9 protein-coding genes are annotated in these 15,584 nt (G+C 49.9%); all 9 read right to left on the reverse strand.

Annotation, left to right across the window (positions count from 1 at the left end):
* Positions 1-10: 10 nt before the first annotated feature.
* Positions 11-910: a hydroxymethylglutaryl-CoA lyase gene (locus G9F50_RS05860; protein ID WP_007410122.1), complete on the reverse strand. Its 900-nt coding sequence runs from the start codon at positions 908-910 to the stop codon at positions 11-13.
* A gap of 15 nt (positions 911-925) precedes the next feature.
* Positions 926-1,138, reverse strand: coding sequence for an acetyl-CoA carboxylase biotin carboxyl carrier protein subunit (locus G9F50_RS05865; protein ID WP_007410121.1), 213 nt, complete (start codon positions 1,136-1,138; stop codon positions 926-928).
* The gene (locus G9F50_RS05870) at positions 1,135-2,484 is read right to left on the reverse strand and encodes an acetyl-CoA carboxylase biotin carboxylase subunit (RefSeq protein WP_060561602.1); all 1,350 of its coding nucleotides are present in this window, start codon (positions 2,482-2,484) and stop codon (positions 1,135-1,137) included. Before G9F50_RS05870 ends, G9F50_RS05865 begins: the two co-directional genes overlap by 4 nt.
* Positions 2,485-2,505: 21 nt before the next feature.
* Positions 2,506-4,146, reverse strand: a complete 1,641-nt coding sequence (locus G9F50_RS05875) for an AMP-binding protein (protein ID WP_060561601.1) — start codon at positions 4,144-4,146, stop codon at positions 2,506-2,508.
* Between the two features lie 44 nt (positions 4,147-4,190).
* A complete protein-coding gene (locus G9F50_RS05880; RefSeq protein WP_003153894.1) occupies positions 4,191-5,333 on the reverse strand; it encodes an acyl-CoA dehydrogenase family protein in 1,143 nt (380 codons plus the stop codon).
* Positions 5,334-5,472: 139 nt separating this feature from the next.
* Positions 5,473-7,011, reverse strand: coding sequence for a glycoside hydrolase family 10-like protein (locus G9F50_RS05885; protein WP_060561600.1), 1,539 nt, complete (start codon positions 7,009-7,011; stop codon positions 5,473-5,475).
* A 121-nt stretch (positions 7,012-7,132) separates the two neighbouring features.
* The gene (locus G9F50_RS05890; protein WP_060561599.1) at positions 7,133-7,513 is read right to left on the reverse strand and encodes a DUF1360 domain-containing protein; all 381 of its coding nucleotides are present in this window, start codon (positions 7,511-7,513) and stop codon (positions 7,133-7,135) included.
* A 73-nt stretch (positions 7,514-7,586) separates the two neighbouring features.
* The gene (locus G9F50_RS05895) at positions 7,587-11,390 is read right to left on the reverse strand and encodes a non-ribosomal peptide synthetase (protein ID WP_060561598.1); all 3,804 of its coding nucleotides are present in this window, start codon (positions 11,388-11,390) and stop codon (positions 7,587-7,589) included.
* 18 nt (positions 11,391-11,408) lie between these two features.
* On the reverse strand, positions 11,409-15,584 hold a 4,176-nt coding region (locus G9F50_RS05900; protein WP_165417697.1), incomplete at its 5' end, for a non-ribosomal peptide synthetase.

Genomic DNA, 15,584 nt, shown 5'->3' on the forward strand with positions numbered 1-15,584 from the left:
TTCTCCTTTCTCATTTCGTTCTGAATGCCTGCAGGTTTCTGCTTGGCAGGTCTTTGCCTATTTTATCCGCGATCCAGCCGGCGGCATAAAGAAGTTTATTCATGTCCGTCCCGGTATCAATCCCCATTTGTTCGAGCATATAAATGACGTCTTCTGTGGCAGCGTTGCCTGCTGATCCAGGGGCGTACGGGCAGCCGCCAAGCCCGCCTGAGGAAGTATCAAAGGATGTGATGCCCATATCAAGAGCGGGAATGATATTCGCTAGAGCCGTTCCTCTTGTATCATGGAAATGGAGTGCGATTTTTGAGGCGGGAATTCTCGGCAAAAGGGCTTCAAGCACGGCTATGACCTGCAAGGGGTTTGCCGCGCCGATCGTGTCGCCGAGCGATATTTCATCAACACCCATTTCGAGCAGGGTGTCTGACAGGCGGATGACTTGTTCGACCGGCACGTTCTGTTCGTACGGACAGCCGAACACAGTGGACAGATAAGCTCTCGTCGCCATTTTTTCAGCTTTTGCTTCAGTAATAACCCGTCTGAGCTCTTGAACGGTCCGGTCAATCGGTTTGTTTACGTTTTTTTGGTTATGGGTTTCACTTGCAGATAAAAATACACATGCCTGATCGATTCCGCCTTCTGCCGCATGCTCCAGTCCGATGAGGTTCGGAACGAGAGCCGCGTAGACCGTATGTTCAGATCTGGCAATGCCTTTTGCGACGTCCAGGCTGTCACGAAGAGCCGGAATCCATCTCGGATGCACGAAAGATGTCACTTCGATATAGGGAAGGCCTGTTTTTGACAGCATATTGATCCACTCAATCTTATCTTCTGTATCCACCCACGCCGATTCATTCTGCAAGCCGTCACGCGGTCCTACTTCATTGATGCGGACATGTTTCGGACAGTTCATGCTGCACCTCCCGTTTTATTGAAGTTCAATCAGGACCTCTCCTTCATCAGTGAAATCACCTTCTGATTTTTTCACTTCTTTCACCGTACCCGCTGCATCAGCGATAATCGGAATTTCCATTTTCATAGATTCCAAGATAGCCACTTCCTGTCCTTCTTCAATGACATCACCCGGCTTCACATGAATTTTCCACAGGTTTCCCGCCATCTGAATTTTTATGACGCTCATTTTGACGCCCCCTCGTTCATTGTTTGTAAAAAACCGGTTGTTGCCTCGCCCTTTTCAAACACTTCTGAATGAGCAATTTTTGTCAGCAGCGGAATGTTGGTTTTAATCCCTTCTACATGATATTCGCCAAGGGCGGTTTTCAGTTGTTCAATGGCTTGTTTTCTCGTATTCGCCGTGACGATCATTTTGGCAATCATCGGATCGTAAAACGGAGAAATGACGCTTCCCTTTTCGACGGCGCATTCGTGTCGCACTGACGGGTGTCTTAAAACGGAAAAAGACGAGATGGTACCGGGTGACGGGTAAAAGGTGACCGGATCTTCCGCATAGATCCGCACTTCTATCGCATGACCGCGGTGGTTGATATCTTTCTGCGAGAAAGGCAGCGCCTGCCCAGCGGCAATTTTCAGCTGTTCTTCCACAAGATCCAGTCCTGTAATTTCTTCTGTCACCGGATGCTCCACCTGCAGTCTGGTGTTCATCTCTAAAAAATAGATTTGTTTCTTTTGGTCGACGAGAAATTCTATTGTGCCTGCATTTTGGTAGCCGATCGATTTAGCGGCTTTAACGGCGGTTTCACCGAGTCTTTGTCTTAATTCATCGTCAACAAACGGCGACGGCGCTTCTTCTATCACTTTTTGGTGGCGCCTTTGGACTGAACAGTCACGTTCAAACAGATGAACGGTGTTGCCGAAAGAATCTGCGAGTATCTGAATTTCAATATGACGGGCATTTTCAATGACCTTTTCCATATACATTGCGCCGTCTCCAAAAAAGGAGGCGGCCCGCTTTTGATTGCCTTCAAACGCTTTGGCCAGCTCTTCTTCTGAATGTACGATCTGCATGCCGATTCCGCCTCCTCCTGCGGACGCTTTCAGCATGACCGGAAAACCGATAGCACGGGCTTCGGCTAAGGCGGAGTGAACATCGGGCAATGGCTCTGAAACACCGGGAACGATCGGGACCTTTGCTTTTTGCATCGTTTTTCGGGCTTCAATCTTGCTGCCCATCTTGGCGATGATATCACCGGGCGGACCGATAAATGTGATTTGTTCCTTCCGGCAGCGTTCGGCGAACAGGCTGTTTTCTGACAGAAGCCCGTAGCCCGGATGAATGGCGTCCGCTCCGGCGGATTTGGCGGCTTCTATGATTCTGTCGATATGTAAATAGCTTTCATTTACTCTCGATTTACCGATCGGATAGGCCTCATCAGCCGCTTTTACATGCAGCGCGTCCCGGTCGGCTTCTGAATACACAGCTGCCGAGGGGATGCCGAGACGTTTGCAGGTGCGGATAATTCGTAAGGCGATTTCTCCTCTGTTGGCAATCAGGACTTTTTTAAACAAATGTGAAGCACTCCTTTTTCATTAAGTTAACTTGAGCTCTTCAATCGTTTTTTCCCGCAGCTTGAATTTCTGAATTTTTCCTGAGGCTGTCATTGGATATTCATCTGTAAACAAAACATACCTGGGGACTTTATAGCGGGCGATATGTTCTTTGCAAAAGGTTCTGATGTCTTCTGCGGAAGCGGTTTGTCCGTCTTTGAGCCTAATCCACGCCGCGGCCTCTTCTCCGTATTTCGGATCAGGAACGCCGACGACCTGAACGTCTGCTACCGCGGGATGCCGATATAACATTTCCTCAATCTCGCGCGGATAAATATTTTCGCCGCCCCTGATCAGCATGTCTTTCAGACGGCCCGTGATTTTGCAGTACCCGTCCTCGTCCATGACCGCCAAATCACCGGTATGCAGCCAGCCGTCTTTGTCTATCGCTTCTTCGGTCGCTTCTTGATTTTTATAATAGCCTTTCATGACATGATATCCGCGGGTGCAGAGCTCTCCTTGTTCGCCCCTGGCGGCTTCTTGGGATGTTCCGGGCCGAACGATTCTGACTTCGATATGGGGAAGCGCGCGCCCCGCTGTTTCCACTCTTCTTTCAAATGAATCATCCGTTCTTGTCTGCGTAATAACAGGTGATGCTTCGGTCTGTCCGTAGGCAATTGTAATGTCGGTCATCCCCATTTTGCCGATCACTTCTCTCATGACTTCCGCCGGGCATGGCGAGCCTGCCATAATCCCGGTTCGGACGTGGGAAAGATCATATTCAGAAAAACGGCTGTCATTTAGGAGGGCGATAAACATCGTCGGTACACCGTGCAGAGCCGTGCAGGCTTCTTGCTCCACCGTTTTCAGAACGGCCGGCGGAGAAAACTGTTCGATCGGAATCATCGCCGCACCCGCGGAAACACATGCCAGCACGCCGAGCACGCACCCGAAGCAGTGGAAAAACGGCACGGGAATACATAAACGGTCACTTGAAGTAAGCTTCATGCATTCTGCGATATTGGCCGCGTTATTTACGATATTAAAATGTGAGAGCATGACGCCTTTCGGAAATCCGGTCGTACCTGACGTATATTGCATATGAATGCAATCATCCTTTTTCAGGCTGTCCATCCTTCCGTCAAGCGCCGCATCCGTTACAGACTCGGCATTATCCAGCAATGAATCCCAACGGTGCATCCCGGGCGGGCTTTTATCACCGATATATAACACCGTCCGTAAAAATGGATAACGTTTCGAACGCAGCCTGCCGCGCTTACAAGTTTTCAGCTCCGGAATCAGCTTATTCACGATTTCAACATAAGATGTCTGCCGGTAGGAATCCATGATTATCAAGGCCGAGACGTCTGAATGTGCCAGCAGGTAATCGAGCTCTGCGATTTGAAAATTGGTATTAATGGTGACCAGAACGGCGCCGATTTTCGCTGTTGCAAATTGCGCCGCGAGCCATTCCGGAATGTTGGATGCCCATATGGCCACATGATCTCCTTTTTCAACTCCCAGCTTCATCAGCCCTTTTGCGGTTTGCCGGCATAACCGGTCAAACTCGGCATACGTATAACGAAGGCCGCGCTCAGGGTAAACAACCGCTTCACGATCCGGAAAAAGCTCCGCGGTCCGCTCAAGCAGCTTTCCGGCTGTTAAATGGATAAGTTCAGCCATATGACCTGCCCCCTTCCATTCCTGTCTTAGTAAACGTTTTCATTTCACTTCAAAAGCTGTCTTGCGATGACCATTCTTTGAATTTCTGACGTTCCTTCGCCAATCTCCATCAGCTTTGCGTCACGAAGCATACGTTCGACACCGCATTCCTTCATATAACCGGAACCGCCATGAATTTGGATGGCCTGAAGGCACGTTCTGACGGCCATTTCAGAAGCATAGAGCTTGGCGAATGCAGCTTCTTTCGTAAATGGCAGGTTTTGATCCTTCAGCCATGCCGCTTTAAGCACCATCTGTCTGGCAAGGTCAATTTCCATCGCCATATCGGCCAGCTTAAATTGAATGGCTTGAAATGACGATATCGGACTGCCGAACTGCTTGCGTTCCTTCGCATATGACAGCGATGCCTCCAGTGCGCCTTGAGCGATACCGACAGCCAGTGCCGCAATCGAGATCCGCCCGCCGTCTAATGTATATAAAAATTGTTTAAAACCCTTTTCAGGATCACCGAGCAGGTTATCGGCAGGCACCCTGACATCCTCCAGCACAAGTTCGGCCGTATCCGACCCTCTCACACCCATCTTGTCGTACGGATTTGTGATCGTAAATCCCGGTGTGTCTGTCGGGACGATGAGAGCTGAAATGATCGGTTTTCCGGCGGAGTTCTTTCCCGTAACGGCGGTGACAATGACCGTGCGGGCGTAATTTGCGTTTGTGATCCAGCATTTCTCTCCGTTTATCACATAGTCATCGCCCTTTTTCTCGGCTTTTGTCTGGGTACCACCGGCATCTGAACCGGCATTCGGCTCTGTCAGCCCGAATGATCCGAGCGCTTTTCCCGAAGCAAGCGGAATAAGATGTTCTTGCTTTTGCTGTTCAGTACCGAAATAGTATAATGGGCTTGCACCGAGTGACACGGCCGCCGCGTAGCTCAGCCCCGTGCTGCCGCAGGCTTTTCCGATTTCTTCGACCGCTGCTGCATATGAAATGGTGTCACCGCCCGCCCCGCCGTATTCTTCCGGAAACGGAATTCCGAGCAGCCCGAGTTCGCCTATTTTTTTAAATGTGTCTATCGGGAAGACGGCTGATTGATCAACCTCATGGGCTTTCGGGGCAATTTCATTTTTGGCGAAATCTCTGACCATTTCGCGCACCATCTGCTGTTCTTTTGTCAGTTGAAAATTCATTAACCTTCCTCCTTCTGCTGCTTTCTACATTTTATTAATGGGGATCTTTATTCATTCCATCCAAATAAAGTCTGAACATTCGGACTCATCCGCTACAAAAAACTGACAGCGCCGCAACTGTCAGTTTTATTAATAATGGCTATTTAATTGTCCGTTTTGCGGAGGGACGGCTCTCATGGTGTAGCCTGTCAACGGAAGTAACGATATAGGTACAGGCTTCTTCCGCTCGAATATCAGTATCTGAAAATGTTTGCGTCCGTGACGATGTTTTTCTGACTGTATCCACTAAATAAGGCTGCTTTCCCTTTTCTGCGCGGTAAATGGCGTAATAAGCCGTTTTTTTACCGTTGGATTTCGCATCTTCAATATAGAGTGTATGGCCTGAAGCGTTCTTCTCCGCCCGTTTGACAGCCGGTTTTTTTAAAGCGGAATGTCCGAGCCAAGGCATCTCGGGAATTAATGCGGGCCGGCTGTACATGTCTTTGATCAAACGGTTTTTCACATCGAGCGGATTACGGTTTAAATCCTTTAAACTGAAATGCATGCTGCCTTTTATCCATGCTGATCCCCTGTTAAGAGCAATCTGTCTTCCGTATTCCCCCGGGTCGGCCCAGGCCGGATCAGCATTGTTGTTGATTTTATAAGCTGCCTGCCCGATATATAAATGCACCGGCCGATTGTTCACTTCTTTTCCCCACCAATCCGCTAAGACGTCATATGCCGCCGCTTTAAATCCGATGCTCCAGTAAATTTGCGGTGCGATGTAATCAATGTATCCTTTTTGGATCCATTCTCTCGTATCAGCATATAAATCATCGTAGTTCCGCACCCCTGCGGCCGTTTCGGAGCCTGTCGGGTCATCTGCGGCATTTCTCCATACGCCGAACGGGCTGATTCCGAATTTGACATAAGGTTTTTCTCGTTTGATGGTTTGGTTGATTTCTTTTACAAGCCGGTTGACGTTATCCCTGCGCCAGTCATCAACTGATGCAAAGTGAGCTTTTCCGTACCGTTCGTATTCCGCCTGATCGGGGAATTCCTGTCCGGCAATTTTATAAGGATAAAAATAATCATCCATATGAACCGCATCAATGTCATAACGGCTGACCACCTCTTTGATTCCATCCGTTATAAATTGTCTTACTTCCGGAATGCCCGGATTATAGTACAGCTGTTTTCCGTATGCAGCGACCCAGTCCGGATGGGAACGCGCGGGATGATCATCTGAAAGCGCATTCAAATTTGTATGATTCATCGTGATCCGGTAAGGATTGAACCAAGCGTGAAATTCAAGATTCCGTTTATGTGTCTCTTCAACTAAAAAAGCAAGCGGATCGTAGCCGGGATTTTTGCCTTGTGTTCCTGTCAGATACTCTGACCAAGGCCCGTAATTTGATGGATAAAAAGCATCAGCCGCAGGCTTAATTTGGACGATAACGGCGTTCATTCCCATCTCCTGAACGTCATCCAGCAGCTTGCTGTATTCTCTTTTTTGCTCTTCCGGTGACAGCCCTTTTTTAGAGGGCCAGTCGATATTGGTGACAGACGCGATCCAGACGGCTCTCATTTCTCTCTCCGGCTGAGTGCCGCTTGCTTGTGCGGATGCTGAGAATGTAAAGATGCCGGCTGTCAGTACAACGGCCAAAAACCATATCATGCTAAAACGGCAGCTTTTCATGTTTTTCCCCCTCTCTGCTTTACGGTATTCCGAAGCATTCCGGGCGGTGAATCAGAAAGCCTGCTTTGCTCCTCTCAGCCTAAAAGGGAAAGAAAAAAGTCCTAAAGCGAATCAAAACGCTTCAGGACTTTTTATGTTTCATGGCGGCGAGCACGTCAATGACCTTCGTTCCGACGCCGACACACGTTTCAAGAATGGCCTGCGCTCCGGCGATGGACAAAATGAAAATAACCGGATGTGCATAGCGGGGCCAGACCAAGTAGCAGATGCCGATCAATATGGCGCACCAGACGCCCGCACACCAATAACATTGCAGCATATAACCGAATGCGGAGGAGGGGACTTTTTTTTGGACGGTGCGCCCGTTTTGATCGACGGTTTTTTCTTGCTTTATAAAGGGTTTTCTTATGAATTCCGTAATCTTATCAAATACGATCAAATGGGTCAGCCGGTAGCTGGCAAGAATGATCATTACATACGTAAGCCAAGATAGGTTCGTCATCTCAAAGCCTCCAAAAAACTGAGTTTGGTTCCCCTATCTTGCCCTTTGTCTTCTTCAGCCATTCTGCCGGATGTTACAGATTCCGCGCCAAGCGTCTTCCGCTGTTTGCAATGATGTCCAGTATGACCTCAGCATTTTGCTGTGCAAAGGCAGGTTCAAACATATCTTTATGGGCGCCCCCGCCTTGATATTCCTGATAGAGTCCCGTTGTGGCGCCTTCCCATTTCATCGGCCCGGTCTTATCACTGTGCTCTTCCTTTATGCCGGCCTCGATAAAATGGAGGTTTGCCGCGATTTGGCCGTCATTTATCAGTTCCGCCCAGTACGTTTGATAGCGCTCTGTTTTTCGGATGACCGCTTCCCTGACGGCTTCCGGGACATTTTCGGCTGTTGCGTTTGTTGGCTGCGGCGGCAGTGCGTCAAGCTTTCTGTACGCGTCTGCGATAATGACGTCGCTGATTTCTAAGCCGCGCTTTTCCATCGCTTTTGCCGCCTCGAATGCCGTATTGCCGCCCGCTGAATATCCGAAGAGGATATAAGGGCCTTCCGGCTGTATTTCCAGCATTTTATCAATGTATTGTTCCATTCTGCTGTCTTCTTCAATAAAGTTAAAACCGTACACAGCAGCCCGTCCGTTTAATGCCGCCGCAAGATCTTTAAAGAAAATGCCGAAACCTGAGATAGGCGGAAAACAGAAAAGATTGCGGCCTTTCGGCTGGTTCAGTCTGCTGATATGCTGTTCGGCAGCTTCCGACAGTGTGCTGGAATACAGCTTTTCAGCCAATTGTTCAATTGTCGGATATTCAAATATCATTTCAATCGGCACATCCATCTGCTGCCTGGTCTTCAGCTGATGAATCACTTGCAATGCTTTCAAAGAATGGCCGCCCAGCTCAAAGAAGTCATCCTGAATGCCCAGCTCCCTGCAGCCGAGGATCGGCGTCCAAATGTCGATCAGCTCACGCTCTACCCAGTTTCGTGGCGGAACGGCTTTTGATGACGTTTTTTTCCGTTCTGGCGCAGGCAGCCCGCGGCGGTCCACTTTGCCGTTTGCGGTAAGCGGCATACGGTCAAGCTTCATCACATACTGAGGAATCATATAGTCGGGAAGCGACCTGGCCAACAGGGATCGAATGGCTCTTTCTTCAGCATGCGCGCCTGTATAATACGCACAAAGGATTGCTTCTTGTCCTTCGTCTGACACGATGACTGCCGCTTCCCTGATTCCATCAATTTCAGTCAAGCGCGCTTCGATTTCGGCCGGCTCAATCCGCTTCCCGCGAATCTTGAATTGGCGGTCGATACGGCTGATGTATCCGATGCTTCCATCAGGCAGCCAGTGTGCCAAATCGCCTGTTTTGTAGATCTTTTCTTCAGGATGAACCGGGTGGCTGACAAATGCTTCACTTGTTAAGTCAGGCCTGTTTAAATAGCCTTTGGCAACCCCGTCACCGCCGACACAAAGCTCACCGGGCACGCCGATCGGCACAAGTCCGCCATTTTTATCAATGATATACGCGGTTGAATTGCTGATCGGTTTTCCGATTGGGATCGGCTGAGAAAAGTCATGCCTGATTTCGTAAAAGGTAGAAAATGTCGTATTTTCTGTCGGTCCGTATATGTTATAAAGGCTGAGATTCGGACAGCGGTGTCTGACCTTATTGATGAGCGCCGGGGACAATGCTTCTCCGCCGACATATAAGGTGTGCAACCCAGAAAACATCTCCGGATCTGCCTGGGCGAACTGGTTAAAGAGCGCCGTCGTCAAAAACAGAATCGTAATCCGGTTGGAAGAAAGATAATTGCCGAACCTCTCAGGGGCAAGCATTGTCGAGCGGTCAACCACATGAAGACATGCTCCGTTCAAAAGTGCTCCGAAGATTTCAAACGTCACTGCGTCAAAACCGATGGACCCTGTCAGAATGAGACGGTCCGACATGCCAGCCGACGTGTAATTGCTGTTTGACACGAGCGATACGACGTTTCGGTTGGAAATCATCACGCCCTTCGGTTTTCCTGTTGAACCGGATGTATACATAATATAGGCAAGGTCATCAGGTGCTGTATCGGTATTCAGTTTTCCCGCATCAGGTGTTTGTTTTTCAGCTGCAGCCGGGATAGAGATGATGTGAGAAAAGTCAATGTCAGTCTCAATTCCTTTTTGCACCGTTAACAGCTGTGCTCCGCTCTCAGTGAGCATATCGGCGATCCTGTCGGTTGGCAGTTCTGCATCAAGAGGAAGGTACGTCCCTCCCGCTTTCAATACAGCGAGAACAGCGATGATAAATTCCGGTGAGCGTTCGGCCAGAATCCCGCAAATTCCTTTTGGCGCCAAACCGTTTTCCAGCAGGGTGCGGGCGAATGCAGTTGACCGTTCATCGAGCTCCCGGTACGTCATCGTCAGCCCGCCGGCGTGAAGCGCCTGATGGTCCGGGGTTTTCTTCACCTGTCGGCTGAACAGGCTGATGATGCTTTCATCTCTTTCATAAGTTGTTTTCGTGTCATTAAATTCGCCGATTATTCTTGATTTTTCCTTTTGTCCGAGCATCGGAAGCCGATCAGCCGGAACATCGGGATTGAAGGCGGCGCCGCGCAGAGCTTCTTCCAAGTGTCCTTTTACGCTCTCTATCCATACTTCGTCATAAACGTTCGCATTGTAGCTGAATTTGATGAGCAGCTCATCGCCAGGCGCTATGATGAGGTTAAAATCGTAGCCCGATTGTTCCGAAACGTTGACATTCCCGATCCGGAATGGTGCATCCGATTCCTTTTCCGCGTCTTTCATCTGCTGCTGAATCGGATAATTTTCAAACACGATAATATGGTCGATTAAATCCTGTTTCAGCTCAGTCTGCGATTGGATGTCAGCAAGCGGATGATAGCTGAACGCCTCTGAGTCAAGCATTTCTTTCTGGCAGCGGCCCAGCAGTTCTCTAAAGCTTTCATCACCTGTTTTAATGCGTACCGGCACGGTATTGATAAACAGCCCGATCATGCTTTCCACGCCGTCAATGACGGAAGGCCGCCCTGATACGACGGCGCCGAATACGGCATCGTCCGTCCGGTTGTAGCTCTGCAGCATCAGGCCCCATACAGTCTGCATAAGAACCGCGAGCGTAGCGCCCTCTTCTTTGGCGATGGTTTTCAGCCTGTCTGTCAGATTTTGATCTAAAGAAAACAGCAGCTCTTTCTTACGGTAGCCTTTTTCCTGAGGACGGGCCGATATTTTCGGGAGTCCTGAGGGTGTCTCGCAGCCTGCTAAATATCCTTTCCAATACTCAGAAGCCGCGTCTTTGTCCTGATCAGTCAGCCATGTAATATAAGTGCTGTAAGGCTTTGCGGGCGCCAGTGTGACGGGTGAGCCTGATTCAATCGCCCGGTACATATGCATGAATTCCTGAAGGACGATGCCGAGGCACCAGCCGTCCATAAGGATGTGATGGTGGCTCCAGACGCATACATATTCCTCGTCTGCCGTTTTAAACAAAGAAACACGCATCAGCATATCCTTTTGCAAGTCAAAGCCTTTTAAGCGGTCACGTTCCTTAAATCGCTGTAAATAGACGCTCTGTTCCGCTTTGTCCAAATGTGTAAGATCTTCGCGGTGCAGCCGGAATTCCCTCTCACGCAGCACAACTTGGCGGGGGCCGTTCAGCTGAGCGACATGAGGTAAAAAAACCGTTCTGAAAATATCGTGGCGGCTGATGACAGACTGTACGCTTTGCTCAAACAATTCCGGACGAAGCCGGCCTTTTATGGTGAAGACGGATTGCTCGATATATGCAGCCCCCTCCTTTTGCAGAAAGGAATGAAAAAGCATTCCTTCCTGCATTCGGCTGAGGGGATAAATGTTTTGGATATTTTTCGTTTTGTCCATGTGTTCCTCCCGCTCGGTTTAGTGGAAGCTGAGTAAGTCGGCAATGTCCTGCAATGCTTCCTCAGTCAGCTCCCGATCATCAAAGTCACTGACGGTCTTCTCCGTATCAGTTTTGCTGAGGCAGTGTTCCGACAGTTTCAGGAGATAATACCGGCAGCTTTCGGACAGCCGTTCGATCGTATCTTGCCGGAAGCGCTCCGTTTCATAGGAAATGCTGACGGTCATCCGGCCTTTTGCCGCAATCGCGCTGATTTCAAGTGACTGCTCCCGTTTCCATGTATCTGTCACATCATCTCCGCCTCCCAAAGGAGAAAACTGAAACGCGTCAGGCTGTTCCGTTTCTGCCGGATTCCCGCTGGGCGAATCGAATTGTCCGAGATAATTAAAGCTGATCTCCGGTGCTTTCCCGAAAGTCATCCCGGCAAGCTTCGGCGGTGTTAAATATTTGAGGACGCCGTATCCGTTCCCTTTATCCGGAATGCGCCGCAATGTGTCTTTGACGGTTTTCAATGTGCGAATTTCATATTCTTCAAGAGGTTCATAAGCTCCGCTCCGGAAAAGCACCGGGTAAATGGAAGTGAACCACCCCACTGTCCTGCTGATGTCCGCACCTGCCTGCTCCGATTGGCGGCCATGTCCTTCAAGGGCGATTTTCAAAGCGTGCCGCGGCGACCATTTCTGAACAGCGAGCACGGCGGAAGCCAAAAGCACATCTTGCGTATCCGTATTGTAGGCGCTGTGTACATCTTTCAACAGGGCGTCCGTTTCACTTTCTGTCAGAGTGAAGGATACCGTGTTCCGTTTTTTTGCAGGAGTTTGAGATAAATCTGCCTGTTCGTAAGGAAGACTTTCTGTTTCATAGTGTTCAATCTCCCGCCAATACTCCGCCTGCTGAAGAAGCTGTTTACTTTCCGCATAATCGGCCAGCTGCTCCGTATATGTTTTGAATGACATGGTTTTCGGAGGGAGTTTGATTTCCTGTCCAGAGATGGCCTGTTCATAAGCAGAAGCCAAGTCTTCCAATAAAATCCGCCATGATATCCCGTCGACAGCGAGATGATGGACCGTCAGAAACAAGTAATCTTCTGCTTCAGAGCGGAACAGCCCCGCCTGTACCAGCGGCCCGTTCTCTAAATCCATGTTTCTCTGAAGCTCTGCGACGCGGCGTTTTACAAAACGTTCCTTCTCATGCTCATCGCCTTCCATTTCTAATATGGTCAGGCTGTAAAGCTGCTCATCTGCGAGGTCAGCCGGTCTGTTGAAGAGGAGAAGACCTTTCTCTTCGTCTTTTATGCAGACAAGGCGCAAGGCATCATGATGTACGGTAATGGCTTTTAACGTTTTCCTCAGAGCCTCTTCATCTATTGAATTTGCTCTCGTCAGCATGACGGACTGGTTAAAATGATTTGCTTCCTTCATGTCTTGTGTGAAGAACCATTTGTGAATCGGCGACCACTTCACTTCTCCTTCTGCAGGAGCTTGGCTGACCGGCTGCCGCTCTGTACGGACATAAGGCGCCAGCTCCCTAATTGTCGGCCGGCTGAAAATATCTTTTACGGCGATCTGTTTTCCTGCCTGATGTAATCGGGCTGATACTTGCAGGGCTTTGATGGAATCGCCGCCCAGTTCAAAAAATGATTGATCCGCGGCAATGTTTTCAGTTCCGAGCACTTCGCTCCAAATCGTGGAAAGCTCTTTTTCCATGTCGCTTTCAGGCTCGGTAAATGCCCGTCCGGTGTGCGCTTTTTTCCGCGGCTCAGGAAGCGCGCGGCGGTCAAGCTTCCCGTTCGGTGTGACAGGCAGGGCTTCAAGTGTTTCAAAGAACGTCGGCACCATATAAGCGGGCATTTCATTTCTGAGCGCTTGCTGCACGGTTGCACTTTCTATTCCTTCTTCTGTCACGATATAAGCGCATAGTTCCGTTTGGCCTGCTGATGCGGTATGAGCGGTGACGGCTGCTTCTTTGACACCTTTTATGCCTGTTAAGGCGGATTCAATTTCTTTCAGTTCCACCCGGTAGCCTCTGATTTTGACTTGCTCGTCCATTCGGCCGATATACTGCAGTGTGCCGTCCGGCAGCCATTTTGCCAGGTCGCCCGTGCGGTACATGCGCCGGTTCTTCCGGAACGGATCTTGGACAAAGGCTTGGGCCGTTTGCTGAGGAAGATTGCGGTACCCTCTTGCAAGGCCGGAACCCGAAATGCAAAGTTCTCCCGTTACACCGATCGGCTGCGGGTGATCTCCGTTTAAAATATAAACGTGTGAATGCTCAATCGGACGGCCGATCGTGATGTTCTCACTTTGTTCTATATGTCTTGCCGCTGTAGTGGCGACGCTGTTTTCCGTCGGGCCGTACTCATTGGCAAGCTCAGTGTGTGGACAAACTGATAAACTGCGGCTGATAATGTTTTGGTCGACAGCTTCTCCCGCTAATGTGACAATTCTGAGAGACTCTGCATCCCCCGGCTCCAGTACGTCAAGCAGTGTACGGTACAGTACGGGAACAATGATCATGTGAGTGATGCGGTAAGATGCAAGATAGTGTTTAATAGCAAGAATATCTCTTGCTTCAACTTCGGCTAAAACGCCCGCTTTCGCACCGGAAATCAGCGGTGTGAACATGCTTGTTACAAACCCGTCAAATGAAAATGAAAAGAGCTGAAGAATCGTATCTTTCTCATTCAGATCATAAAATCCGCTCCGCCATTGAAGGGTTTGGCTGACGGATCGATGTTCGACCATGACCCCTTTCGGCCTGCCTGTCGTTCCCGATGTATAAATGATGTAAGCCAAATCTTCCGGTGCTGATAATGACTGGACCGGTGAAGCATCCTGTTCTTGGATATCCTCCAGTGCGAGCACTTCACCGTTAAAACGATCAGGCACTTGTTCTATCGCACCGTGTGCGGTAAGGAGAAGCGCTGTGCCGCTGTCTGAGATGATATATTGCTTGCGTTCCTCCGGATATTCAGGATCTATCGGGACGTAGGCTCCTCCGGCTTTCCAAACCCCGAAGACTGCCGCTACTTGTTCCGGCGATCTTGGTATCACAATGCCGACGGCTGCATCAGGTCCGATCTGCCGTTTTTGCAGGGCTCTGGCGATTTTATTCGACCAGTCATCTAATTCTTTGTATGTGATCAATGTTTCCCCGCTGATAAGGGCCGCGGCATCAGGTGTTTTTCGCGCCTGGGTGATGAACAGTTCATGAACTGTTTTTTCAGGCAGCTGTTGATCCGTCATGCCGTTAAAGTCCGAAAGAATCCGATTCCGTTCCGGAGCAGTCAGCATGCTGATCGCTTGTAAAGAAGTTTCCGGTTCACGGACAATGTGTTCAAGCATCGTCATAAAGTGGGAAGCCCAGCGCTGCATCGTTTCTCTCCGGAATAAAGACGCCGCATATTCAAACAGAAAATGAATCTGTCCCCCGCCTTCAGAAGCCTGTAAAGTGACATCAAATTTGGAAACCGGACGGGACACGTCCGCAGGCTGAATATGCAAACCGTCCAACAGCAGTTCCTCATGCTCTATATTCTGGACGACAAGCATGGCGTCAAACAGCGGATTGCGGCTTGTGTCCCGCTGCACGCCGAGCCGTTCCACTAGCTCTTCAAACGGGTAGTCCTGATGCTCATACGCCTCAAGCGCCGCCTGGCGGACTTCCGCCAAGTAATCGGTAAACCGTTTGTCCCCTTTCGGCTCCGTTCTGATGGCGAGCGTGTTGACGAACATGCCGAGAATCGGTTCAAGGTCTTTGTGCGGGCGCCCGGCAATCGGCGAGCCGACGATGATGTCTTCCTGCCCGCTCAGGCGTGCGAGTAACGTATTGTACGCGGCGAGAAGCACCATATACAAAGTGGAGCCGTGATCCCGGGCGATGCGGTGAAGGCCGGATGCCGTTTCAGCATCAAGCGTGCACGATACGCTGCCGCCCGCAAAGCTTCTGACAGCCGGACGGGGCTTGTCAGCCGGAAGCTCAAGCACCGGAAGCTCTCCTTCTAGCCGCTTCAGCCAATAGGCTTCCTGCTTCTGGTACCCTTCTTTCTCCTGAAACGACCGCTGCCAGACGGCATAGTCTTTATATTGAAGGCGCATCGGTGCAAGCGAACGGCCTGCGTACAGCTCGCCGAATTCTTTTATCAAGGTGTTGACGGACACACCGTCAGAAATAATATGATGCATATCCGTTAATAA

It is taken from the genome of Bacillus sp. EKM206B, from assembly GCF_011066015.1.
GTDB lineage: Bacteria > Bacillota > Bacilli > Bacillales > Bacillaceae > Bacillus > Bacillus velezensis.

Excerpts from the sequence above, each read along its gene's own strand:
- G9F50_RS05860 (WP_007410122.1), bottom strand. The coding sequence starts at position 910 with ATGAACTGTCCGAAACATGTCCGCATCAATGAAGTAGGACCGCGTGAC.
- G9F50_RS05865 (WP_007410121.1), bottom strand. The coding sequence starts at position 1,138 with ATGAGCGTCATAAAAATTCAGATGGCGGGAAACCTGTGGAAAATTCAT.
- G9F50_RS05875 (WP_060561601.1), bottom strand. The coding sequence starts at position 4,146 with ATGGCTGAACTTATCCATTTAACAGCCGGAAAGCTGCTTGAGCGGACC.
- G9F50_RS05880 (WP_003153894.1), bottom strand. The coding sequence starts at position 5,333 with ATGAATTTTCAACTGACAAAAGAACAGCAGATGGTGCGCGAAATGGTC.
- G9F50_RS05885 (WP_060561600.1), bottom strand. The coding sequence starts at position 7,011 with ATGAAAAGCTGCCGTTTTAGCATGATATGGTTTTTGGCCGTTGTACTG.
- G9F50_RS05890 (WP_060561599.1), bottom strand. The coding sequence starts at position 7,513 with ATGACGAACCTATCTTGGCTTACGTATGTAATGATCATTCTTGCCAGC.
- G9F50_RS05895 (WP_060561598.1), bottom strand. The coding sequence starts at position 11,390 with ATGGACAAAACGAAAAATATCCAAAACATTTATCCCCTCAGCCGAATG.